Origin of the sequence: Thalassotalea insulae (genome assembly GCF_030161395.1) — a bacterium.
Lineage (GTDB): Bacteria > Pseudomonadota > Gammaproteobacteria > Enterobacterales > Alteromonadaceae > Thalassotalea_E > Thalassotalea_E insulae.
Window position 1 is genome coordinate 2,834,002 of record NZ_BSST01000001.1, and the last position, 24,624, is coordinate 2,858,625.

Annotated in this window: 25 protein-coding genes; 11 read left to right on the forward strand and 14 right to left on the reverse strand. The window is 40.9% G+C overall.

The features are described 5' to 3' along the window. Nucleotides 1–257 precede the first annotated feature (257 nt). The 3 genes from QQK06_RS12830 (at nucleotide 258) to QQK06_RS12840 (ending at nucleotide 4,300) form a co-directional block, all read left to right on the forward strand. Nucleotides 258–2,405, forward strand: a complete 2,148-nt coding sequence (locus tag QQK06_RS12830) for a ferritin-like domain-containing protein (RefSeq protein WP_284245106.1) — start codon at nucleotides 258–260, stop codon at nucleotides 2,403–2,405. 90 nt (nucleotides 2,406–2,495) lie between these two features. Then, a complete protein-coding gene (gene bufB, locus QQK06_RS12835) occupies nucleotides 2,496–3,446 on the forward strand; it encodes an MNIO family bufferin maturase (RefSeq protein WP_284245107.1) in 951 nt (316 codons plus the stop codon). Beyond that, nucleotides 3,446–4,300, forward strand: coding sequence for an HvfC/BufC N-terminal domain-containing protein (locus tag QQK06_RS12840; protein WP_284245108.1), 855 nt, complete (start codon nucleotides 3,446–3,448; stop codon nucleotides 4,298–4,300). Before bufB ends, QQK06_RS12840 begins: the two co-directional genes overlap by 1 nt. 163 nt (nucleotides 4,301–4,463) lie before the next feature. On the opposite strand, the gene QQK06_RS12845 is transcribed toward QQK06_RS12840, so the two are convergent. Beyond that, complete coding sequence (locus tag QQK06_RS12845; protein WP_284245110.1) at nucleotides 4,464–5,852, reverse strand: aminotransferase-like domain-containing protein; 1,389 nt, start codon at nucleotides 5,850–5,852, stop codon at nucleotides 4,464–4,466. Nucleotides 5,853–5,967: 115 nt separating this feature from the next. Between QQK06_RS12845 and QQK06_RS12850 the strand changes: the two genes are divergently transcribed. Next, on the forward strand, nucleotides 5,968–6,573 hold the full coding sequence (locus QQK06_RS12850; protein WP_284245111.1) for a LysE family translocator: 606 nt from the start codon (nucleotides 5,968–5,970) through the stop codon (nucleotides 6,571–6,573). A gap of 11 nt (nucleotides 6,574–6,584) precedes the next feature. Further along, a complete protein-coding gene (locus tag QQK06_RS12855) occupies nucleotides 6,585–7,043 on the forward strand; it encodes a GNAT family N-acetyltransferase (protein WP_284245112.1) in 459 nt (152 codons plus the stop codon). A gap of 322 nt (nucleotides 7,044–7,365) precedes the next feature. On the opposite strand, the gene putP is transcribed toward QQK06_RS12855, so the two are convergent. From putP to QQK06_RS12880, 5 genes are all read right to left on the reverse strand, one after another. Next, entirely contained in the window at nucleotides 7,366–8,835 is a 1,470-nt protein-coding gene (gene putP / locus QQK06_RS12860; protein WP_284245113.1) for a sodium/proline symporter PutP, read from the reverse strand. Nucleotides 8,836–9,435: 600 nt separating this feature from the next. Next, entirely contained in the window at nucleotides 9,436–9,783 is a 348-nt protein-coding gene (locus tag QQK06_RS12865; protein ID WP_284245114.1) for an Mpo1-like protein, read from the reverse strand. A 9-nt stretch (nucleotides 9,784–9,792) separates the two neighbouring features. Then, entirely contained in the window at nucleotides 9,793–10,716 is a 924-nt protein-coding gene (locus QQK06_RS12870; protein WP_284245115.1) for an alpha/beta hydrolase, read from the reverse strand. A gap of 180 nt (nucleotides 10,717–10,896) precedes the next feature. After that, entirely contained in the window at nucleotides 10,897–11,061 is a 165-nt protein-coding gene (locus QQK06_RS12875) for a hypothetical protein (RefSeq protein ID WP_284245116.1), read from the reverse strand. Nucleotides 11,062–11,075: 14 nt separating this feature from the next. Further along, on the reverse strand, nucleotides 11,076–11,732 hold the full coding sequence (locus QQK06_RS12880) for a DUF542 domain-containing protein (RefSeq protein WP_284245117.1): 657 nt from the start codon (nucleotides 11,730–11,732) through the stop codon (nucleotides 11,076–11,078). 125 nt (nucleotides 11,733–11,857) lie between these two features. Here QQK06_RS12880 and QQK06_RS12885 point away from each other — a divergent pair, with 125 nt between their 5' ends. Then, nucleotides 11,858–12,304, forward strand: coding sequence for an RrF2 family transcriptional regulator (locus QQK06_RS12885; protein WP_284245118.1), 447 nt, complete (start codon nucleotides 11,858–11,860; stop codon nucleotides 12,302–12,304). Nucleotides 12,305–12,347: 43 nt separating this feature from the next. Here the strand turns inward: QQK06_RS12885 and QQK06_RS12890 are convergent, their stop codons facing one another. Next, nucleotides 12,348–13,139, reverse strand: a complete 792-nt coding sequence (locus QQK06_RS12890; protein ID WP_284245119.1) for a substrate-binding periplasmic protein — start codon at nucleotides 13,137–13,139, stop codon at nucleotides 12,348–12,350. 234 nt (nucleotides 13,140–13,373) lie between these two features. Between QQK06_RS12890 and QQK06_RS12895 the strand changes: the two genes are divergently transcribed. Next, nucleotides 13,374–13,583 (forward strand): hypothetical protein, encoded by a 210-nt coding sequence (locus tag QQK06_RS12895; RefSeq protein WP_284245120.1) that lies wholly within the window; start codon nucleotides 13,374–13,376, stop codon nucleotides 13,581–13,583. A 96-nt stretch (nucleotides 13,584–13,679) separates the two neighbouring features. Here QQK06_RS12895 and QQK06_RS12900 read toward each other — a convergent pair whose 3' ends face one another. From QQK06_RS12900 to QQK06_RS12910, 3 genes are all read right to left on the reverse strand, one after another. Next, nucleotides 13,680–14,552, reverse strand: coding sequence for a TIGR02285 family protein (locus QQK06_RS12900; RefSeq protein WP_284245121.1), 873 nt, complete (start codon nucleotides 14,550–14,552; stop codon nucleotides 13,680–13,682). A gap of 76 nt (nucleotides 14,553–14,628) precedes the next feature. After that, nucleotides 14,629–15,138, reverse strand: a complete 510-nt coding sequence (locus QQK06_RS12905; RefSeq protein WP_284245122.1) for a YfiR/HmsC family protein — start codon at nucleotides 15,136–15,138, stop codon at nucleotides 14,629–14,631. Nucleotides 15,139–15,156: 18 nt separating this feature from the next. Continuing rightward, nucleotides 15,157–17,475 carry a TonB-dependent receptor plug domain-containing protein gene (locus QQK06_RS12910; protein WP_284245123.1) on the reverse strand — a complete coding sequence of 773 codons (2,319 nt, stop codon included), beginning with the start codon at nucleotides 17,473–17,475 and terminating at the stop codon, nucleotides 15,157–15,159. Between the two features lie 231 nt (nucleotides 17,476–17,706). On the opposite strand from QQK06_RS12910, the gene QQK06_RS12915 reads away from it, so the two are divergent. Next, the gene (locus QQK06_RS12915) at nucleotides 17,707–18,312 is read left to right on the forward strand and encodes a hypothetical protein (RefSeq protein ID WP_284245124.1); all 606 of its coding nucleotides are present in this window, start codon (nucleotides 17,707–17,709) and stop codon (nucleotides 18,310–18,312) included. 82 nt (nucleotides 18,313–18,394) lie between these two features. On the opposite strand, the gene QQK06_RS12920 is transcribed toward QQK06_RS12915, so the two are convergent. Together QQK06_RS12920 and QQK06_RS12925 are read right to left on the reverse strand one after the other, a co-directional pair. After that, a complete protein-coding gene (locus QQK06_RS12920) occupies nucleotides 18,395–19,195 on the reverse strand; it encodes a CsgG/HfaB family protein (RefSeq protein ID WP_284245125.1) in 801 nt (266 codons plus the stop codon). Between the two features lie 257 nt (nucleotides 19,196–19,452). After that, nucleotides 19,453–20,292, reverse strand: coding sequence for a MipA/OmpV family protein (locus QQK06_RS12925; RefSeq protein ID WP_284245126.1), 840 nt, complete (start codon nucleotides 20,290–20,292; stop codon nucleotides 19,453–19,455). Between the two features lie 151 nt (nucleotides 20,293–20,443). On the opposite strand from QQK06_RS12925, the gene QQK06_RS12930 reads away from it, so the two are divergent. Together QQK06_RS12930 and QQK06_RS12935 are read left to right on the forward strand one after the other, a co-directional pair. Beyond that, a complete protein-coding gene (locus QQK06_RS12930; RefSeq protein ID WP_284245127.1) occupies nucleotides 20,444–21,625 on the forward strand; it encodes a sensor histidine kinase in 1,182 nt (393 codons plus the stop codon). Between the two features lies 1 nt (nucleotide 21,626). After that, complete coding sequence (locus tag QQK06_RS12935) at nucleotides 21,627–22,265, forward strand: response regulator transcription factor (protein WP_284245128.1); 639 nt, start codon at nucleotides 21,627–21,629, stop codon at nucleotides 22,263–22,265. A 190-nt stretch (nucleotides 22,266–22,455) separates the two neighbouring features. Here QQK06_RS12935 and QQK06_RS12940 read toward each other — a convergent pair whose 3' ends face one another. After that, a complete protein-coding gene (locus QQK06_RS12940) occupies nucleotides 22,456–23,499 on the reverse strand; it encodes an alkene reductase (protein WP_284246622.1) in 1,044 nt (347 codons plus the stop codon). Nucleotides 23,500–23,630: 131 nt separating this feature from the next. On the opposite strand from QQK06_RS12940, the gene QQK06_RS12945 reads away from it, so the two are divergent. After that, complete coding sequence (locus QQK06_RS12945) at nucleotides 23,631–24,218, forward strand: TetR/AcrR family transcriptional regulator (protein WP_284245129.1); 588 nt, start codon at nucleotides 23,631–23,633, stop codon at nucleotides 24,216–24,218. 55 nt (nucleotides 24,219–24,273) lie between these two features. Here the strand turns inward: QQK06_RS12945 and QQK06_RS12950 are convergent, their stop codons facing one another. After that, complete coding sequence (locus QQK06_RS12950; RefSeq protein ID WP_284245131.1) at nucleotides 24,274–24,618, reverse strand: hypothetical protein; 345 nt, start codon at nucleotides 24,616–24,618, stop codon at nucleotides 24,274–24,276. Nucleotides 24,619–24,624 lie beyond the last annotated feature (6 nt).

Genomic DNA, 24,624 nt, shown 5'->3' on the forward strand with positions numbered 1-24,624 from the left:
TGCTTACTTTCTTTATGTCGCTGAATATTATAACGATTATCACCACACCTAAATTAGATAAAGTTAATAAGTACCCATCTAAATCATTTGGTTTTTGATTAAAAATCAAATGGTTAATTAAGGTTTGATAAAAAATACCTTACTTTCCTTGCGGTTATTGAAATTTCTAATACGCTTTAAAATTGAATGTTCAGCTTATTCACTAAGCGATTTTGAGCAGGAAGCAGGAATTTTAACAACAAGGCAAAGGAAAGATTATGGATTTTCAACGATTAGCCGGATTGCATCTTGAACACAACAGTAAACTATCAAACCGCGATATTACGCATTTACCCGCCGATGTAAACGCAGTTGTGTGTTTGGCACAGGCTGCCATCAATGTCGAGCTTTTTACTATCCCTTTATATATGACTAGCATGTATTCGATTCAAGGGATGCATAGCATTACCGAAGCACGTCCAGCAGACGAACAGAATAATGAGAGTTACAAAGGATTATATTATGGTCGGCGCTGGCCGGGAATCTCGCCTAACCCGAACCCTCAAACGGCGAATGAACAAGCGTGTAATCTGGTGTTCAGCGTGTTTATTCAAGAAATGTTACACCTACAAATGGCGGCGAATATCTACAACTCGCTCAGCAAGGCTTATTACAAAAAAGGTATGATTTTGGGGCCTGGATCACCTACGCTGGAAAAAACACAGGCAGCACCGCCTACGTTTACCTCGCCGATGCTAGTTAATCAGCATAATGGTTGGACTTGTTATGGCCCGGACAAAACGACAATTCCTCATATTCTGGATTTAACTGATCTGGCCGACCCGGTATACAGCGGGGTAAAAGTTGCATTAGGCGGTATAGATAGCAATAGTATCAATTTATTTTTGCTGATTGAGGAGCCATCTGATGTACTGGCAAGCCGCATTAAGAAGGACGCTCAACACAAGTATATAGCGACTCAGGAAAATGGTGTTGATGGGGCGGTACCGTTTGAACATTGGAACCTTGATTCGACCGAAGTCGATTTACCTCAGTTTGGTACCATAGCCACTATGTATGAATGCTTAGCAGCCTACCTCAATATTAGCTATGCCGACGGTACTAGACTGTTTGACCATGTTTTTAGTCCTAATGCCTTACAGCGAGATTTATTTAATACTGAAGAAGCTGGTCATCCTATGGCTGAGTTTCCTCGCATGAAAACCACGATCACAGAAACAGATCCGAATGAGGCAAAACAGCAAATTTTTCAGTTAATGAATGCCATCACTGACCAAGGTGAAGGCGCAACCATGAAAGTTGAACCTGAGTCTGTGGCACCGCCAGGGTTAGTTGGAGCGCCGGTTAATCCGCATTATCAACCAAGCTTTCAGGCGCTACAAACCGATTATCAGCAATATAATGAAGATGGTGAGCCCTTGCCGATGTCAGCCAGTGCCCATGCGCGTTTCTTCGGTGGTGTAGTTGATCATTATGATCGCTTTCAACAAGTTAAAGGCTTACTTGAGTCTGGAGAGATCACCACGTGGGCCGATTGGCACAGTGATCCGGTAAATAAGTGGACTGCCAATAAACTAGAAACACCGCAATATGTCGACAACCCTAACAAAGCTGTGTTACCGAGCGCTGATGATGTTGCAACAGCGCTTAATAACTTAAAGCAAAACAGCAAAGAAAATTGGCCGGAAATGAGTCGCGTCGCTGCTGGTGCCATCGCAGGGATCACCACTGTACTTAACGACTATTGGCAAAATGAAAAAATTGATTTTCCTTTCCCATCCATGTCTGGTTCTGGCGATCGGGTTTCAATCTGTTGGGCAGTATTTGGTAAGGCCCCTGACTTATCTTTAGGTGAGTATGAGCGTCAACCTGAAAAAGAACGGGATTACCTCTACCACGCTTGCCAAGCAATGGCGCTGGACCCTGGGCCGAAAGATACTGGCAATAGCTGTGCGTCAAAAGAAGTATTTCATACCTGTCGCGGCTCTAACAATTGCAAGGCTGAAGGGGGCTGTGGCTTTGTTCAGAAAACACAAGGCGGAGGTTCGGGGTGTCGGGCGCTTGCTGCTACCACTAGTCAGAATTCGAATGCTCAGGCGGGTTGTGGTCAACCGACGCTTTATTCACCGCCAGCCGATAATGCCTGTGGTGGCTTGGGTGGCTGTGCCGTGCCAATTTCTGCTTCTCAGTTATATCCTGATGGCGGTTTGATGCCACTTTATCAATTAAGGCCAAATAAAGAGCCTGAGCAGCTTTCCGGTGAAGGAGTCACCTTTAAAACCGGTGACGCAGTTTATGATATTGCTTGGCAAGCCTATAGCAAAGTGATGGAGTACCAAGGGTTGGAACCGGGTGAAAAACCTAAACCTTCTGATCTGCGATTAGCCTTTCCACCATCAACCTAATTATCATAACAATCAGTATTACCGCCTATTGAGCTATAGTTCAATAGGCGGGTGTTGTTAGGATGGAAGGCAATAATAAAAAGGATAACTATGTCACAAATTGATCTGACGAAAACGTCACTCGGCTATGGTGTTGGCCTGCGCGCTTGCCATTTCACTTGGTTAGCTCAAAATATATTACCGGAACAAACCGGCGTTGACTGGTTTGAAGCCATTACTGAAAACATACTCGACCATCAAGGTTATGCTCGGCGCTTACTTTTCCGCCTGCGAGAACACTATCCGATTGTTTTGCACGGTGTGTCAATGTCGATTGGTTCGACTGATCCAATCAATATCAGTTACCTAACAAAACTCAAAAAGCTGGAGCAAGAACTGGCGCCAGCACTGGTTTCTGATCACTTGTGCTGGACTGGGCTGCAGAGTGTAAATAGTCATGATCTTTTGCCTATGCCGCTTACGAATGAAAGCTTAGTGCATGTTACGGCGCGTATTCACCAAGTGCAAGAACTTCTACAACGGCCGTTGGTACTTGAAAACCCCAGTACCTATATGAGTTTTAAACAAAATGAATACCAGGAATGGGAATTTTTATCGCAACTGGTTGCCAGCACAGGTTGCCAATTATTGGTCGATGTTAACAATATTTATGTTAGCAGTATTAATCATGGCTTTGATGCCTTTGAGTATTTAAATGGACTACCGTTATCGGCAGTGGTGCAGTGCCATTTGGCCGGCGCAACAGATATGGGGGAATATTTGATTGATACGCATGATAAACCCGTGCATAGCAACGTTTGGCAGCTTTATGCGGCGTTAATTAATGCATGTAATAGACCTATTTCAACGCTATTGGAATGGGATGCTGACATTCCTGCCTTCCCGGAATTAGTGGCAGAGTTGAATTTAGCCAAACAGGTGCTTAAAGGGAGTATTCCACACCGTGATCCCATCGTTACCGCCACAGACGCACTGCCAATATCGACACCGCTAGCGCAGCAGTTGACTGTCACAGTACCTGAATTACCGGTTGAACAATAATGAGTGAAACAAACTTAGCCCGTCAGCAACACTGGTTTTTGCAAATGATGTTAAGCGGTAATGCGCTTGAATCTCACGCTAACCCATATGTTCAAGACAGTGAGCATTTTCCGGCGACTTCCCGCTTATTCGTTTATCAGCAAGGCTATCGTTTGAGGTTGCTAGAATGCATGCAAGCCGAGTTTCCTGCATTGCATTTATATCTAGGGGAAACATTATTTTCTATGTTTGTTTTTGGCTATTTGCAACGTCGACCTTCGAGCCATTACAGTTTGTACGAGCTTGGCGCCGACTTTGCCGACTTTCTTGCCACAACTTGCCCTAGTTCGCAACAAGTGCCGGACAATGTTGCGCGCTATTTAACCTTGCCGCAACAGTTGGCGGAGGTGGAAAGAGCACGTTCCTGTGCGCTACGTAATGCCGGTTGTGAAGAACTTAAACAATATTCATCAATAACTGAGATAGTGCCACTGAGTTGGCCAAGTATTCAATTGCCGGCAACGAGCTTGATAGTCAGCGTCGGTTATGATCTGTTCAATTATATAATGAGTGCGGATAATTATTTAGCCGAAGATAAAACGCATGGTACAGCGTATGAAAAACCAAAAGTGCCTGAAATTTGCCAACAAACTTTGTTGGTTTATCGTCATCGTTATCGCGTTAGTATTGCTTTGCTTAAGCCTTGGCAAGCTGCAGTACTGACGGCGTTACAATCTGCGCAGCAAAATCAACAATCACTCAACAATGAATTTTGGTATCAAGTAGCTAAGAAAGCACAACTGAGCTCAAGTGCGCTGTTGGCTGAGCTTAATAATTGGTTACCTAAAGCATTGAGCAGCAGTCAGGTTTGTTAATGGCAGTTAAGGTCATAGAGCGGTTTGGTTAAAAAATTTTACTTTTAGCTAATTACTTTAAACCTATATGGTTATCGCTTATTACGCCAATTCAGCATGAAACTCGTAAGCATATTGCTGCTTGTTAGTTGATGTTTTCCTGACTTTGCTTGTCAATAAAGGGTTAAATCAATGCGTCTTTCAAAGATGGCCCTTGCTCTAAAATATTTTTTAGTACCGTTAATGCTTGGGACAATTGTTCCCGGTTCGATGGGCGACTTAAGCAGAGGCGAACAGCAGGGGACGGCACTTGATGGCCAACGCGGTAATCATCAGCGCTGCGCACTAATACCCCGTTATCCATTGCCTGAGCAACGAATTCATGACTTAACCACCCCGTTGGTAACTTGAGCCATAAATTAAAGCTGCTTGCTTGGCTAACGGTTAACCAGGGAGCTAAGTGCTCTTTTGCTATTGCCTGTCTGGCGTGCATCTCTTGTGTTAACCAGTGTTCTAGTTCGGCCAGCTCACCATTGTCCATCCATTGGCATAGGCAGTGGATCAAAAGAGGGGAGTTGGTCCATGAGGAAGCACGTAATGACAATCGGATTTTATCGTACAATGCCTTTGGTGTGACTAGCGTGCCTAAGCGCATGGCACCGTCAAAACGCTTAGAAAAACTGGTGAAGTAAATACAAAGCTCTGGCGCTAATTGCTGTATGCTTAATGGTTTGGCATGTCGGGCAAGAAATTGCACATCATCTTCGAGAATGATGACATTATACTGACGACAAATATCCACTAAGGCTTGGCGTCGCTCAATCGATAATTGACTGCCGCAAGGGTTTTGGCTATTTGGCGTTAGATAGAGCAGTTTTGGCTTATGGCGTTGGCATGCTTGAAGAACGCTTTGAGGTATAATGCCTTGCTCATCCATGGTAATAGGGACAACCTTGACTCGTCGATCTTGCGCGGCGGCCAGTATGCCTGGAAATACCAGTTCTTCGGTTAAAATAACGTCACCTTCCCGGCAAAGAGCATTCACAGATACACTGATGGCATGTTGACCGCCATGAGTGAGTAAAAAGTCACAGTTAGTGAGTGTTACCGGCTCACCAGTTAACCAGCGTTTGAAACTTTCTCTATGATTACTGTGACCAAGTTCGGGAGCATAACAGAGCAAATTTGCTAGCAGTTGCGGGTTCGCTGTCATTGCGGTCATGGCATCACTGAGCATTTGAATTTGTGGGCCAGGAGGCGCAAATGCGGCCCTTAAATCTATTTTCCCTGGAATATCTTGGTTCCATTGTTTAATAGCAGGGTAAATTTCCTGTGCTGATTTGACATAGGTGCCACTACCGACACGAGCAACCACTAAGCCTCTGCGTTCGGCCTCACTATATGCTCTAGTAATGGTGCCTATGGTGACCGATAGTGCGTCGGCCAACCGTCGCTGAGGTGGCAACTTTTCATCTAGTGCTAATTCACCGTTTTCTATGGCGTCGGCTATTGCCTGCGCCAATGCTAAATACTTGGGTTGATCACTTTTTAATCTTGGTGTCCAAATTGTCATGGTGACAATAAAATCCTTGTGTAACAAATTTAATTAAATATCATATCAATCAGGTCTATTGATACTGTTTTGTTTTTAATTGTATGCATACAATTTTTAATTGCAAGGATTTATTATGAATGAACAACTGATGGCATTATTGTTACCTTTAACGGTTTTCACAATCACAGCAACTTCTACTCCGGGTCCCAATAATATGCTGCTTTCGGCTAATGGCGCCCGTTTTGGCTTTCGTGCCAGTATGCCCTTTTTGTTGGGTATTCGTTTCGGAAACTTGTTATTGGTATTGCTGCTAAGTCTAGGGCTTGGGGCTTTATTTACTCATTACCCAAATGCACAGCAAGGACTTAAAGTATTGTGTATCGGTTATCTTTTGTATCTGGCAGCGAAAATAGCGTTGGCTACCCCGGAACTAGATAGCCAGAGCCAGACGCGTCCGCTGGGTTTTTGGCATGGTGCAGGCTTTCAATTTATTAACCCTAAAACCTGGATGACCGGGTTGAGCTGTTTGTCTGCTTTTACCCTTGTCGGTGATGACTATTTCTACTCAGTGTTGATGGTGATGGTCGCCTGGAGCCTGACAGGCTTAGTCGGTAGTGTGTTTTGGGTATGCTGTGGCGTGGCCATGCGACGAGTGTTGAAAAGCCCAGGGCACTGGAAAATGTTTAATTTTACACTGGCATTAGCAATTGTTGCCAGCATTTTTCTGATTGTTAAGTAGCAGGTGTTGATATGGAAAAAATGGTTAATCGCCAAGGGGTCAATTTTTTACTTTCTGATGATAAAAGCAAACTGGAGCTTAGTGTTATTCACGGCTATTTGACTCAGTGCTACTGGTCAGCCGGAATTTCTGAAATACTGGTTGCTAAGGCGATAGCAAATTCATTATGTTTTGGACTTTATCTTAATCAGCAGCAGATTGGTTTTGCCCGGGTGACCACAGATAAAGCGACATTTGCTTACCTTGCTGATGTTTTTGTATTATCCGAGTATGAACAACGAGGGTTAGGTACTACATTAATAGATTTTTTACTTCAGCATCCAGACTTACAGGGATTGCGACGCTTTATGCTGTGCACGCGTGATGCTCACGGGTTGTATAAAAAGTTTGGCTTCACAGGCGTTGAAAACCCCGAGATCATGATGCAGCTTAATAAACCTGATTTATATATCAAAGCGTTAGCAAATTGAAAACATTTGAGCGTAAAAGGTAATACTTGTGCTGGCCTTAACCTATATTGAATAAGAGTATTTATGAGCTAGTAGTAGGAAAGCTTAATGGTAACCGAGCTAACTAATACTATTAATAACGTTGTGAGGCTACACTGGGTTAGGTTAGTCGTTTATATCATCATTAGCTTTCTAACTTCTATGACTGAATCGACACTAATTTCCTAGAGTAATACCGTTACGCTTAAATGTCGCTAGCCCTATAACATTCGTCATGTATTACCACCGACATATTCAAAATATTGAGCCCAAGCTAGCTACTTTATCTAGTTTGGGCATATGGTTAGCTGGCGTTGACTTTATCATGCGTTAATTCGAACCAATCTAGTGCTTGTGATTGAGGAGCGCTGGTTGTCAAACTGACCGCAATAATAGCCAGAGAACTTGCGAGAAAACCCGGTAATAGTTCATAAAATAGTGAGCTTAACGTTGCACCGTCAGCTAATATCGGCACATACGTCCAAATCATCACGGTGAGTGCACCAACAGTAACGCCTGCAACCGCACCTTGGTGGGTCAGTTTTTTCCACCATAAACTAAATAGTACAAGCGGTCCGAACGCTGCGCCAAAACCTGCCCAGGCATGAGCAACTAATTTTAACACACTGCCAGTATTACTCATGGCGATTGCAGAGGCGATAATCGCTACTAGTGCAACACATAATCGGCTGATAAGGAGGGAATTCTTTGAATCTTGCTTGGAACCAAATACCTTATAAATATCTTCAACCAATGAACTTGAAGACACCAGTAACTGCGATGAAATCGTACTCATAATTGCTGCTAAGATTGCTGCGAGCAACCAGCCGGCAATCATAGGGTGAAATAGGGTTTGTGATAAGTGGACAAATATCGTTTCAGGATCGTTTAACACTGTAGTGCTCTGTGCAATATAAGCAGCACCTATTATGCCTGTAGCAAGTGCGCCAATAATAGATATCGTCATCCAGCCGATACCGATATGTTTTGCTTTACCTAGATTAGTATGACAATTAATTGCCATAAAACGGACAATAATATGAGGCTGGCCAAAATAACCTAACCCCCAGGTCATCAGGCCTAAAGCAGCGACTAGCTCTATGTCAAAATTGAAGTAACTGCTAAGCTCTAATGACTGCTCAGTGAAGTTGAGTTCGCCAAAGGCAACATAGGGCACCGCAACTAGAGCGATCAACATGATCACTCCTTGAATAAAGTCACTTAAACTTACGGCTAAAAAACCGCCGAGTACAGTATAAATAACCACTACACTAACCGTTAAAATAACCCCTAGGTTATAGTCAAAACCAAATGCTGATTGAAATAATTTCCCACCAGCTACTAACCCCGAAGCTGTATAAACAGTGAAAAAGCAGATAATTATGATTGATGAAATCAGGCGAATTGAACCTGCTTCTAAGGCAAAGCGTTTAGAAAAGAATTCTGGAATGGTTAAGGCGTCGTTGGCAACCTCCGTAAACACTCGAAGTTTAGGTGCGACAAACTGATAATTAATATAAGCACCTATCACTAAGCCTAGCGCTAACCAAATACTGTTTAAGCCTCCAAGATAGGCTGCACCTGGTAACCCCATGAGCATCCAGCCACTCATATCAGATGCACCGGCAGAAAGTGCCGTTACTTTAGCACTGACATTTCGGCCGCCAAGTAAGTATTCATTGTTATTGGCGGTTGATTTTTTCATTGCATAAACACCAATAAAAATCAGTAGTGTAAAATACAACAGAATAGAAAAAGTTTCATAGTTGAGCATATGAGTAATCTTTATAGTATTGAGTAAAATAGGAGTTAATAACTAACGCTTAACCAACGACGCAAGCTAAGCGTTAGTTATTAATTTAGTTAGATGAAGAGTTGGTTTTGATGTTAAAAAGCTTATCACATAGTGCGAAAAGGTACCCCACAGCTAAAATCAAATAAAAACAAATAAAATCAGATGCACTGTCATGTGCTGACATAACTTCCTCCCTTAAGGTTATTTAGTTACAAGTCTAACTGTTTTAACTCTAATTATCAAATAGCGCTTTTTTTGTACTAATAAGATGGCGCTAAAGATAAGCTTTTATTCTACTGTTTATAGCTTGATGGAAAGGTGGTTGTATATTGTTGTTGATATATTATGTTTTGTTGAATTATTTAAATTGCTTTTATCTCTAATTAAATTGTCAGTGTGTGGTTGAGCATTGATAAATGTGCTTAGCTAGATTTTATCAATGGGATGTGAGCGATCAGCTAAAGTGAAAAAGTGTTGTTCCGGTGCTATCAATTTAGGAGAGAATAAAGCTAGGCTAGTGGATATTATTAAATTTGAACAAGTTAACAGGTGCGCCAACTTGTTCAAATTGCGAGCTTGTTAGTTATTGCGATAGGCAGCATACCAACCACCGGTTAAGACAAATTTCGGGAATGTATAAAGTTGCTCTAAAATTATCCGTGTGACAGCATTCTTCGCACCGGTAAACGGTTCTACTGGTAATTGTTCTTTATTGTGGCCTATACCTTGTACACCAATGGATAAGCCTATTAGCATTGCGGCAATCACTAGTGATAAAAGATCCCACTTAACGAGCGCGAGCAAGAATATTATGACAGCAAAAATAAATATTGGTACGGCAACGATATGGATTAGCAAATTAATACGTGATTGATGGAATTTCGCATATCCATTCCATTGCCAACTTGCTATTTCTTTGATTGGCATAATGTTTCCTTAAATTTTGAGCTTATTATATTGCGGGCTAACTTGACGATTGTGACCGGTAAGATGATTTTTTGCCCGAAAGCGATAGTATTCGTTTAATGCTTTCGGCAGTGATATATACGGATTATCAACATGGCCCGCACCTTCACTATAGCTGTATGCCCATGAGAGGTTATCAGGTGCTTTATGCTCAAGCACATTGAGTAAACCTTTAAATGAGCCGGTAATAATTTCATTTTCCTCTGCGCCTAAACTGAGGTAAATAAAGGTTGGTTTTCCTGAAGTTTGCCCGATAGCTTTATCAAACTCTTGTACGACTACAGATTTGTCATACCAGGCTGCTGGGCTAAAGGCAAAATAACCGCTAAATAACTCAGGTTTAGTCACTATGGTATATAAAACAAAGCTTCCTCCGGCAGAAAATCCGCTTAATAATCGGTTATCGTTGATGGAATAATTTTGCTCAAGATAGGGGATAAGCTCTGTTTCAATAAAGGCTAAAAATAAATCTGCCTTACCGAAAATTTCGGAATCATTCTCTGTTTCTGGACGAGCCTCAATATTAACGTCTTTACGGGCATAGGGGGGGACTAGATCCCGGTTGCGCGAATCCACCCAAAACAGGTTGGGGATTGCGACGATAATTGAGTCTTGCGCTTTACCGGTTAAAGCAAACTCACTCATGGTTTGATGCCACCTAGTTAAGTTAAAATTACCGTCTGATTTAATAACCAGAGGGTAACTTTTATTCTTATCGTAATGTTCAGGCAAACGGATAAATATTTTTCGCTCTTCATCTAATACAGAAGAATATAGCGTTTTGTCGATAAACACTGAGCTGTAGTCCGCCTGATAATTTTGAAACACCCAATAGCCAGTGAAACTTAAACCGCAGAAGATCAATGCGAGCATTGTTTTTATTATTAATTGCATATCTGTTTGAGTAGCAGTAAAAAATTAAAGTAAATCATAGGATAACTGGTGAACTCTAGTGCTACAAGGCTAAGCGAGGGGTAAACTATTTCAAAATATTTCTAGCAGATTTCCAAAATATGCTGTTAAAAGGGCGAGTGTGAAACCCGCCCTTGAGGTTATAGGATAAAAGCCAGCTGACTATTTGACTTCTTCGGTGGTGAGTACAACATTTTTATCTGAGATAAATGCTTGTGGTATTGGGGAAGCGACTCGGTAAATTTCGGTGCTAAAATAACCGAGAATGGAAAAAGGTGATGGCGAGTATGATAAATAGCCCCCACCAGAGTTTTTATATTCTCTCATCGTGTTCTCCCGTGTTAACACTGTGCACGTTTAAACAAAATATTGTTTTCGATATGGATATGTAAATTGAGATCGCTGATAAATTGCTGTAATCCTTGATACAAACTTTGCCAGGTATTACAGGCCCCTTGATGAGGGAGCAATGTATGACAAAGTTGGTAGATTTTTTCTATTTCACTAAAGTGATCGTGATGTTCTGCTTTCATCACACTGATAGGACCAAATACAGCCGCATTGGCATTTTGTGCCAGCATGGGAAAAAGGATCATTTCTTCTTTTTGCATATGCTGTTCAAGTTCAATGGCGATATCATGTAAATGCTTAGCAAGTCCTTTAGGGCACAAAGGATGGTCGCTGTGTACGTTTTCCACTTGTTGTGCGAGTGCTTGTAACTCACTCAATTGCTGACGATGTACTTGATGAAAGCGCAATAAAATTTGCTCGATGAGCTTGTCGTTATTTAGTGCCTGCCAATCAGTCGTCGAAATGTCTGGCTCAAGTGCCATTAATTCTGAGATAAATTCTGTTGGCTCTAGGTTATGTTGGCTTAAAGCTTGTGCTAATGTTTGCTCATTATCACGGCAAAAATTCACCTTATATTGAAAAAATATATTCGAGGCTCCCGGTACTTCGGCTGCAATTTTACTCACTGGCCAGTTGAGGTAAGACATCTATGACTCCTGAAATCGCTAAAAAAATAAAGATGTATTTCATACGCATCTTTTTAGCGATTTTACATTGGGTTTTTTAAGATGCAAAATAAATGCATGTTTAACTTGATGGTGATCAACGTTATATGAATATTACGCGTTTTACCGATTATTCGTTGCGAGTGTTAATTTATCTGGCGATAGACACGCGGGAGATAGTCACAATAAAAGATGTTGCCGAACGCTATAAAATCTCAAAAAATCATTTAATGAAGGTAGTACAAGAGTTAAATGCTAACGGCTATTTAACTGCAACTCGAGGGAAAAACGGCGGGATTCGCTTAAACCGCTCGCCAGCTGAGATTAATATTGGTGAGTTGGTCAGAAGTCTTGAACAAGGGTCTACTTTGGTAGAATGCTTTGGTAGTGATAATCAATGTGTTATCACGCCAGCATGCCAATTAAAACAAATGTTTGCTGAGGCAATGGAGCAATTCTTTGTGTCTCTTGAAAAATATAGCTTACATGATTTAGTCAGCGGTCAACGGCAGAATAATCTTTATTTTTTACTAGATTTGGCAGAGCCTGCATAAGTGATTTAGCACGCAGTTTAGTGTTCAATTTTTGCTAGGTTATTTATTCTTTTGATATAAATGACAGTGTTTTTGCCGATATTTTTTCTATAGTGCCAGTTTGTTTAAGCTGGACTAATTCTTTATTAAGATTATCAATTAAATTCTTAAGCTCAGGTCGCTTAGCAAATTGAAATTGTAATGGCGCAGAGGCGACAACGTATTTGGAAAAAAGAAAGGTATTTTGAAACTTTGGCGTGGAATTAATCAGCCAAAGTGCAACATCTTTATTCATCACCGCAACTCGTTTTATGTCTGGCGTTGCCCGAGATAAACTTTGTAACATGGCAAATTCTGAGGAAAAATCAGCTCTGTGAATAACGTTTGCGTCAATTAATGGCTGAAGTGTTGGGTAAACATATCCTAAATGTACCACCAGTTCTGCTCCGGCTAATGCCTGTTCGGTTTCAAAATCGGTTTTAGATTGTTTGTGATAAACAAATATATCGTCTAACACAGTGATTGGTTCACTCCACCAGTAGTTTTCAGGTTCACTCACCCAGACCTTAGATTCCATTCGTGCGTCGACGTCATGAATATCAAGCATTAGCTGAGAGCGTTTTTCAGGGGCATAAACATAAGTTAATTCTATACCTATATTGGCTGCCGCTAGTTGTAAGGGCTCGATTAATATCCCGGTAATTTGCTCGTTATTAATAATAATAAAAGGCGCGTATCCATCCTCGGGAACAGCTATTTTTAACTGCTTTGGCTCGCTATAGCAGGGGAAGGTAAGCAACATTAAGAGAAAACATAGCCAGTATTTTACATTAGCGGTAAAATAATTTTGTTGCATGCTTTACCTCAGGCATAGGATGACTTAGTTAATCACTTAATTATAGACGTAATATCGAAAAGTCTGCATAGCAGCAATAGATATTTATAGTGTTATTCAGTTTAGTGATAGATACGACGATGCTAAATTTATTATTAAATCTATGCTATTTAAAAGGAAGTGATTATGGAATTAAAAAACGTCAATGAAACAACTGTTTATGGCTTTTCAACTCGCACCGATAATGCTGTGTAAATGTCGCCAGATAATGGGAAAATTCCAGCGTTGTGGCAAGAATTTAATAATAAAGTCCCCGTCAATTACCCACAAGGTGAACGGGTTTACGGTGTTTATTTTGACTATGAGTCAGATCACACGGGTAAATTCACTGTGCTTGCTGGCTTTGATGGTTATGAATTAGATCCTAAAATGGGTAAAGCACTGTTCTGGCAAAAGGTTTTATAAACAAGCATGCTGCAATACATAAACATTTTAACTCTTTGATTTTATAATTTAATTATTAAAAAGCGATTATTGTGACAAAGGCAATCGTTTTTTTTGCTAGCGTAGAGGCGCTTTTTTAACACTGGAAGATAACTCTGTTAAGCTGATTCTCTTATGGCGTTTTTTCGAGTCAAAATCTAACCAGAATTCGTAGAAACGCAAAAACTCTGGAGTAGTACGATATTTGGTTAAGACCAGGTTGATTTCATCAATCGCTTTTTGACCTGAACGAGTTTTACTGCACACCACATAACTGGTTAAAAAACGCGGCATTTCACTGATCGGGATAAATTGCATTTTGTTTTCTAACACTCCTAATGAGGTGTGGTACGCTAATTCTTCAGGAAAACCAAAGATATAATCAATTCTTTCTCTGTCCAGCATTTGTAATAGCCCGGAGAAAACATCAGTACTACTGCGTACCATAATATTATCTTTAGATCTGTGACGCTCTAATTCCATATCAATAAAGCTTTGATATTTTCTGCCATCAGCTATACCAGCGATAAGACGTTCATCATTTAACAGGCGCTTGACAGAAATAGTGCCATTCTTTTCCAGGTATCGAGAAAATTGCTTAAATTGTTCTTCTTTAATGATCACGCCATTTGGAAAGGTTAATAAATATGGAATAGAAAAGAACAGTTTTTTTTCTCGTTCAGGGTTTTTTGAGATACCAACCGAGCAGCCTTGATTGAATTTTAAATTGTGAATGATCCTTTGATAACTGGCGGTTATGTAGTTGTGGTTGTAGTTAGGCATATGACTGGCGATAAATTTTTCTGCTTGATCATTATGACCTAGCCCTTCCATTAATCCTTCAACAAAATTTGCCGGAGGAAAATTGGGGTGGTACCAGTTAATCGTTTCTTGCGCTAATACATTAACGTGATAGTAGAGCAAGCCAATAAATAATAAGAGGTACTTCACAAATGGTCCTCTATTTATAGGGTGAAAAGCTAATAATATTAGCAAAATTAGGTGTCATATTACGGCTTAACATCCACTATTTTAATTGTGCCAGTTTTATTATTTTAGCATTCCAGTGGAGATTTTCTGCTTCAGATTGTTCCAGATCCAAATAAAAAGTGGGTTTACCTGATTTTATTCCTAAACCTAATGAACCTATTTGCGTTTTACCTGCAATTTTCGGGTAAAGTGACATTACGTTATAGCGCTTAGCGTACGCCATTGCCTGTTTGTTTTCAGCAAAAGCGCCAATATAAATAACATCATATTGTTTTTCAGGCGGCCTATCTCCTTGATCGACCGCAACCAATTTACTATTACCCATTTGAAAACCAATATCTTGTTGTAATAGTTCAAATACTTTAGGGGCACCTAAGACAAATATAGAAATTTTTTGTTTTGTTGCCAAGTTGTGCTCCATAGCGACAATTTTTGACATTAGCGCTACTTGTAATCGGATAGGTAGCTCTTCTGCTGTGCAGTTGTTAACGGCCAGCGCACTAAAAAGAAAGAGCGTTGCTAAAAAGTGTTTGCTAGATGTGATCATTAACTTATCTCCTCCCACTCAATAATGCAGGCTGAAATAAGCCATCAGTGTAGGCTTATTAGCTTGAGGAATTAACGAGTTAACAAATCCGGCACTAGGTTTGGAAAAGTCGTCGCCACTATTGGCGCTTTCCACACCAGGTAATAGGTAGTCTTCGCCAAACAAGTTATCAATACGTAACCCTGCTTCAAAATCGACAGTGCGATAACTTAAATTGGTATCTACGGTAAAGTATGATTTCGCCGCTCTATTTTCACTGCTCGGTCGATTATTATTGTACTTGGCGCGTAACGGGTTTTGCGAAAATAATGTACGTTTACTGAGCCAATGCGCTTGAATGTTCAGGGTCCAATTTTCTGAAAATGGAATATCGACAATTGCGATAACTTTATGAGGCGCAATGTCGCCTGCTTCGTCTTTCTTCTTGACCCAAGCATCGCTGCCATCACTATTATAGCCTTGAAAGTACTGGTCATCTGATTGAGCATCGGTATAGCTATAGTAAAGCTGTGCGGTAATATCTTCACTTGGGCTGAAGATATTGTTGATGTTTACTTTACCACGATATTCTATGCCCCAGATGTCTCGGCCATTTAGGTTGCCTGAACCACCATTAACAATCACATTATCGTATTTTGCCGTGAAAATAGAAATATCATGTAAAAAATTTTCTGTTTGATGAATAGCGATAAACTCAAGATTTTTACTTTCTTCTGATTTCAGCTCTGGGTTGGCGGCGCGCCCGGTCCAGCCCCCATAGAGTAACCGAGCGGAAGGCTCCTGAAACGCTTCGCCATAGGCTAATTTAAAGGTGGTTGTGGGAGAGTAATGATAAATTACCGCCCCTCGAGGGCTGGTCATTGAGCCGTAGATGCTGTTTTTATCCCAACGTAAACCGCCATTAAAGCGCCAGTCATTGACGTCGTATATCGCCTGAAAAAATAGCCCTTGATCTCTAGTGACAACTTTTGACTGTGGATCAAATTCATGACGGGGATAGCTGTCGGGCAACGCTATTGTGTCCCTATCATCTCCTGAGTGAATATCTGAGCCATCATTGACGCCGCCAGGAGCGGTTGGACATAAGCTACCGGCCCAATAGCCGCATATACGATACGCTTTAGTCAGCTTTTTACGTTCGTACTTTATTCCTCCGCTAAGTTGTAAATCATTATTCCAGTGATAGTTATAGTGCTGGCGAAAGCGAGTGGCGTAGTTGTACGCATTCCAGTTCGACAAACTGACCGAACCGCCGGAATTTTCTGCCCAGTAACCATAGACATTGTTTTCCCGATAAAGCAGCTCGCTACTGATCTCAACCTTGTTAACTTTCGAAAGGTGATCAAGGTAATATTGGTTGGAATCGTGAAACCAGCTGACATTAGACTGTGCTTTATCAAAGGGGTAATAAGGGCCGTAGCCTTCTTCTAACTTCCAATAAGTTGTGCCTAACTTCCATTTACCTAGGCTGAGTTCGGCAATAACACTTTCTCCTATGGTAGTGTCGCCATATATGCCTAATTTATTGCCGGCAAACTTATCGATGACCCCGTCATTATTAAAATCGCTGCTTGCTATCGCTTTACCCCAAACGTCGGGGTCATTGAGCAGCTCTGGACGATTAAAGCCCCAGTCAGCATAATCGTCAATGTCTGGACCATCACTGTCATATAATCTACCCGAGATAATAAAGTTTGCATCGGCTAAATGGCCGCCACCGGTAAAGTCGATACTGTGAGTATTATAGTCTCCTACTACCATTTGAGCGCTAAAGTAGTCTTCATTTTTGCTCAATGTACGGGGATCGCGAGTAATTATATTAATCACGCCTAAAAAGGCATTAGGTCCATATACAGCACCAGCGGGGCCATATAATACTTCGATACGCTCTATGGCTTGCACAGAATATTGTTTGGAGATAATGGCGGATTGATTCCATAGATGATTATCGACTTTACCATTAATTAACAATAAGGTACGTTGGGTTCTGTCGTTACGAAAGCCGCGTTGATAAGATGCTATGGGAAAAGTACCATTCGTGGTAATGGTATCAAACCCTGGCAGATCAGACATGATTTCTTCTAACGTTAAGTAACCTCTTCTGCTTATGTCTTCTTTTGTCAGAATGACCATGGCGGCGGGCGCATCCATAAGCGTTTCATTAACACCTGATGCGGTGTCTGATTCTCGGTGTAGAGCAACCCGCTGGTTGAGCAATTCATCAATATCCAGATCTTTAATTGATTTTTTTTCTTGGTCAGCAAATGCTGAACTTGGTAGCAGCGCTAGGAGTAAAACACCGGATTTAAGCCAGTTCTTGGCGTTTATTATTATCATTAATACCACGCTCCAGATGTGAACCTATAGTAAATACATCACTTTTTATATCTTTAGTTAGTTTAACTGTAGCAGGAATCTTGGTAACGGCAATTGCGGTACAGTATTTGTTAGTTTGTGATCTAGATGTCAGAGTGGTAGTCATGATAGTTGTTGCTGTTATTCATCGTGTTGTTTCGTTATCATGCCATTAATTTCAATAGCTTAGTTATAGTTGAAAAGGACGTATTGATGAAATTCAAACTTGAACTCTGGGTCTCTCTTACCGCGATGATCACTGCGGTTGCTGCGGTAGTGGTGGCGATTATTCAAACTCAGGTAATGCATGAAGAAGCGGAACTGGAACGCCAACACAGTCGTTTATCGGTTAAACCTTCTTTATTGCTTTATTCTAATAGTCATGTCGGCGATAAAGGTGGCAGCTTCTCATTTGGCATTGAAAATCAAGGACTAGGTCCGGCGGTATTACAAGGGTTCTCAGTGAAACTTAAAGGCAAAATGCTCAATAACTGGTTTGATTTTTTTAAACAAGCAACATCGGGGCAAGTTTTTTTGCGTGGCGAGCAGCGTAATGTGCCAGATATTACAGAAAATAGAATGCTTAATGGCGTTATTGTACCGGCAGGTAAGGGGTTATTGTTGATCAAACTCGGCACTAACGCAGAAGTTGCTCAGCAGTTACGGTTATCAGATGCCAGTGCTGAGATTTCGTTGTGTTATTGCTCGTTTTATGACGAATGCTGGCTAACTACTAATAACAGTGTGACCCAACAGTCGGTCAACTCATGTAGTGTATTAAATGCCCCCGAATTTTTGAGTTTAGATCAGGTAGATTAGTATTTTCGTTATCAATTGATTACTTGTGATAAAAAAAATCCATCTGATCTAGATGGATTTTTTTTCACTTAGGGTCTTTAGGTTAACTGCCAACGGTTAATTTACCCCCTTTACCTAGACCACCTTCTACTTGCTGCGCTTTATAATTACGTAGTGCTTTAACCATATGGTTATAGGAATCGGCAAATGCCGCCGTTAATACTTTTCCTTCTGGGGTTTCACTGTAACCACCAATGCCTACTAGTGCGCCAAAAAAGCCCAGGCCAAAAGCGTCAAAGTCCCAGTTTTTTGCGTTACCTACCGATGAGGAAACTTGTACACCAGAGCGGTTGTCGACTAGTAATAAGGTCGTTGCTGCTTCATTGCTTTTAGCGCCTCCAATGAGTAAACCTGTCCAACCACCAACGAGACCACCGATCCCACCCGTACCTTTTTCACTAAATTGAATAGACGGTTGCATGGTGTAATCGGCAGCAACCATTTGTCCCTTATGAAAATTACTGTTGTCACGCAATTCACCGGAATTCATAAGCTCTCGTTCACGATTGACTGCGGCTAATGCTTGACCTCTTTCTACTAAGACAAAACAATTAGATTGTTGGATCATAGTACGTAATACAGGCACTGTGCTGCCAAGTTTTGGAAAGTTAGATTGGTAGTGGTACCACCAACTGTCATTTCTATCTTCAAAAATGGATAGGGTACCTAGTGTTTGATCACATTTTTCCAACGCGGCATTTTGATCGGATGCATTGCCGCCAGCAGCGCCACCAGCAATCGTATTACCTGATGATCCACCCATTGTAGGAGACGTGCTCATACAAGCGCTAGTTGTTAGTGCTATTGCTAAAGATAAGCCAGCCGTTTTTAATCGTTTCTTCATAAGATGCTCCTTTTATTATTCTTTCCTACTCTCTGATTAATGCTAGACTTGTGATTTACTTAATGTTTTTGTGCTAGCGATAACGCGACTAATTTAAACATTTTCACTGGGAATCGCCATATTTTTATGAAAATAGTGCGTATTTATTTTTTGTGTGGTGAAAGGATGAATTTTACCAGTAGGGCGTTGCTGACGTTTTCACATGAATTCAACATAGCCGGTAGTGATTGCTACCGGCTAACTCAGGAGCAATGTGATTAAAAACGATAGAGTACAGCTAACATTGCACTGCTAATGTAGTCTTGAGCGATAAGTGGGCTTGAGTAAATGATATCATCGAATTTACTGTAGCTCATGTGACCGATCAAAAGCCATTTATGTGTTAATGGGTAGGTTAATTGCAGCGCTAATAGTGTATTTTCGGCACTCTCAGTTTGATAATAGTAGCGCCCGACAGTGTTATCGGTCTGATTGTTATCTATGCCATAGTAATAGTTGACATAATTTTTACTTAACCAGTCGATAGCGGCTATAGCGGTTAGACTAAATCCTCGCTGATCATCATAAAGTGGCATCTTGAGTGCTAAAGAAGCAAGCTGACTGTTTGATTGGTTACTCATATCTTGCTCGACACTAAGGCTAAGCCAGCGCCAAGTAAGCTGGTATTTTGCCGCAAGTTCAATGTCTGGGGCATCATAACCGTTATATACCGGATGAGTTGATGTTTGTGCAAAAACAGAGGCATCACTATCGTAGCCGTTAGCTCTTAGTGTTAAACCGATTGAACTGGAAAAGTTAGCACTTTGATTAAACTGGTAAGACACTAAATTATCAATACCAAATGACCAAGGACCATAGCTTGCTTTGATATAAGGAACCGCAGCTAACTGAGTATCAACCTTATGCCAGGGTTGTGTTGCGGCAAAAGATGCGATTCCTGCGCTTATTTGCCATTGAAGTGTCGTATCTTTTACAGGTGTTTCCTTTCCGTTAGTCGCAAAACTAATGAGTAATGCTAAAAAAGTAACAGTGCTTTGAAATATGACTGATAGGGTTAACAATTTAAAGGTTAGTGTGATATTTCTTATTAAATTCATTGGCTTTACCTATTTGCAAATAATTTTTAACAAATGATAAAAAGGGATCTACCCCGTGACAGGTGTCAAATGTCACGAAATTGATTAAGCTTGCCTGAAAATCATTAACGTGACATTTGTCACTTAATCTGACCATGGTTACTCAGCAATAATGAGAAAAAATAACACCAGTATAGTGAGGTATTTTATCCGTCAGGGGGCAGATGTTTATTTAGGTATAGTGACCTGGTTAGGGGTGATAGTGCTGACTTTTTATGGGTGGTATCACCCTGTCGTGCCAATGCCGGTACCTAGCCTTGAAAATTTGTCGCTAGCGTTGATGCTATTCACTCTGTTTATTGTGTGCTTTATCACGGTAAATGGCGAGTTACCTAGGGTGATTTCACGTAAGCTGCGATTGATGGCAATTGCTGTGGCGACTCTAGTTGTGATGGGGCTGGCATTATTATTTCATTATAGTTATGTGGCTATTTTAGTGATAATTCTCGTCTCGTTATTACCTGGATTGGTGAAAATACGCTATGCCTTAGTATATGCGCTGATCATGCCACTATTTGGTGCCTTAATTGATAATGGGATTAAAGGCATCGCCGAGTCCTGGATAAGTGCCATGTTATTGGTGATGTTTAATTTATTTGCTTTACTGGCTAGTCATCGTTTTATCAGTGAACGTCAAGCGAAAGAAGCATCTAAAAAACTGCTTCGAGAGTTAAAAGCGACACAATATTTATTAAGTGCAGCAACTAAACGTGATGAAAGGTTACGTATTTCGAGAGATTTACATGACATAGTCGGTCATCAACTAACAGCGCTTAGTTTACAGCTTGAAGTCGCCAGTCATGTTAATAGTCAAAACGCCAAAACTCATCATATAGCGCAGGCAAAAGATATCGCGAGTGTGTTAATGGCTGATGTTCGTAGTGCGGTATCAGCGATCAGAAAGTCTAAGCCGCTAGGTTTATCGGTAGCGCTTAAGGAACTCACCAAGGATATTCCGGGGGTTAATGTGGAATTAGCCATTGAGTTAAACGAATCATTAATTAATGATCGGCAGGTTGAAGTGATTTTTCGTTGTGTGCAGGAAGCATTGACTAATAGCTTAAAACATACCCAGGCGACGCATTTCTCTGTCAAGATAACGGTAATAGGGGATATTATTTCGTTAGCCATCAGTGATAATGGCGGTAAATTAAATCCAATAACTCCCGGTAATGGTATTAATGGCATGATTGAACGGGTGGAAAAAATTGCTGGTCACTTAAGTTATTCGCTCACTCAATCAGGATTGTCATTTGTTATTGAATTCCCTGTTATTAAGGAATTAAGTCATTAATATGTCGAAAATAAAGTTGGTGTTGGCAGACGATCAAAACCTGGTTCGTCAAGGTTTATATAGTCTATTACAGTTATCTGAGCAGATAGATGTGGTTGCACAATTAGATGATGGCGTAGGTGTTCTGGACACACTTGCTAGATGTCAACCAGATATATTGCTATTAGATATTCGCATGCCAAAAATGTCTGGTGTTGAAGTGTTAGCTCAAATGAAAGCTCAGCAATCACCAGTAGCAACTGTCATTTTAACGACGTTTGATGAACATGATTTAGTCCTACAGTGTTTAAAATTAGGGGCCAAAGGCTATTTACGAAAAGATGTCAGCTTTGAGTCGTTGATTTCGGCAATTAAGGCGGTATATCGCGGTGATAGCTGGATCCAGCCGGCGATTACCACAAAAATTACTGACAAACAGTTTGATAAGCATTCAGCTAGTGAATTAGCAGAACCATTAACTAGTGGAGAACTTCAGGTGTTAAGACTTGTCGCTGCTGGTTATTCCAACGCTGAGATTGCCGATGCACTGCATCGTTCAGTAGGGACGATTCGCAATCTGGTGTCTTTTATACTGGCAAAACTACAGGTCAGAGACAGGACACGTGCTGTACTCAAAGCGATTGAACTCGGTGTTATCTAGGCATTAGTAAGTACGAGGGGATTTTCAGTGCTTTCACTTATGAACACCTGTTTTGTGGTAGGTGCAAACAAGGGGAAGTATCCTGAAGTGCAACTGGGCTCTATCCTGAAAATTAAACGGTGCTATTAGGATGAGTAATAGCGATAAAGCTAGGTTGAGCTTTATCGCTATTTTGTTGTGTTTTATTAAGTTAAATCAGCTGTTCTAGCATACTTTCGTCGTATTCTCTAACCAGGCCGCCAGTTTTAACTTTTTCTACATAGTCTGGATTGGCAATAAATGGCCGACCAATGGCAAGTAAATCAAAGCGGTTGTTTTTGATAGCTTGGCTGCCAGTTTCTGCGTTATAACCGCCAACCCCCATTAATAATTTGCTGTAATGGCGACGAACAAAGTCGGTGGCAGAGCCATCGAGAAAATCAAAGGTCATGTTGTCATCAAATAAGCCTAAATGTAGATAAGCAAGCTCTCGTTGCTCAAGCGCCGCTAAGAAATATTCAAATACCTGACGATCACGGGCATCGGGTGTTATATTGAAATAGGCGCCTGGAGATATACGCAAAGCGGTACGTTCACTGCCGATACGTTGACTAATCGCATCAACAATAGCCAAGGGAAAACGGGCCATATTTTCTGGCGTTTCACCATATTCGTCGTTACGTTTGTTGGTATCGTAATGAAGAAATTGATCGATTAAATAGCCGTTAGCGCCATGAATTTCAACACCATCAAAACCTGCTTCTATAGCATTTTCAGCAGCATTGGCAAAATCTTCTACTAACTTTTCAATCTCACTTTTTGATGCTGGTTTAGGTGTTACATAGCTAAGGTCACGCATACGGGGGATTGAACCATCAAGTCTTTCTGCTGATGGCGCCAGTACTTCACCGTCTTTGAAAAAATGAGGATGTGCGACACGTCCAGTGTGCCAAAGTTGTAAAAATATCTTACCGCCTTTTGCATGCACAGCATCAGTGACACGACGCCAGCCTGTTATTTGGTCCTTAGTATAAATACCGGGAGTATTTGGATAGCCTTGACCGTCAGGGCGAATAATGGTTGCTTCTGAGATGATTAAACCGCTATCTGCACGTCGGGCATAATAATCTGCCATTAATTGGGTTGGTACAAGATCATCATCGGCCATGCAGCGGGTTAATGGCGCCATAACAATGCGATTGCTTAGGGTTAATTGAGGGTTTAATTTAATAGTGTCAAATAGTATCTCTGTCATCATTGTTCTCATGTTGCTTATTTGAATAATCGTTCAAGAATATATTTTCTTGAATGTTCATTCAAGTTATTTTTGAATACCTGTTCAAAATTGTTTAGAATTAGGCAATACTCATTATTGAAGAGACTCGTATGCGTAACGCAGAATTTGACCGAGAAAAAGTGTTGCGAGGAGCTATCAAAGCCTTTATCACTAAAGGCTACACTAAAACCAGTATGCAGGACTTAAAATCTGCAACCGGTTTGCACCCTGGATCGATATATTGCGCATTTGAAAATAAGCAAGGTTTGATGTTAGCGGCGATAGAGCAATACGATAAAGATAAAACGGTTGAGTTTAAACAGCTGTTTGCAGGCAAAGAACGGTTATTAGATGGAATTTTAGCGTATTTGCAGCGAACAGTAGCTGAAGTAACCTCGACTGAATCAGGATGCCATAAAGCTTGTCTTTCACAAAAAGCATTAAGTGAATTGTGTGATAATGAACCTGAAATTGAAGAAGCGTTAAAGCAAAGCATGAAAAATTGGCAGAATGGTTTTCTCAATATTTTTCAGCAAGCCCAAGCCAATGGTGAGCTCAATGATAATCGCCCGCCAGAACAGCGGGTACAGAGCTTAGTGATGGGAATTTTTGGTCTGCGCACTTATGCGCAAACTCAATCAGATCCCGAGTTATTAGCTAGCTTGGCAAAACAATTGTTTGAAGATGTTTGCCGTTAAAAATTAAGTGAATGCGAGTAACAAGATCTGTGATTTATGGGGTGTTTGTATACTGTTAGTTGGGCTTGGTAAGATGAAACTTATGCAAAAGCCGATGAAGAATTGGCGCGATAATAATGGTGCTGGTGGCAACGTAAATATACCCACAAAAAATGCCATAGAGACTAGCAAATAATTGTCCCGCAGTAGACTCAGGTAATATCGACAGTCCCAAACCACTGCTTAAAGTCACAGAGGCTATCAGTGCGGTGATAAGTTCCATATTATCAAAGTAGATATGGCCGATAACGCCGAGCGCTAAAGTCAGCACCACTAATAAAAGTGCAGCCAGAGCATGCAGTAACATGCGTTTGCCAAAGGCTTTTCTGGTGATTAACGGTTTATGTTTATTCTCGTACATGCTTTA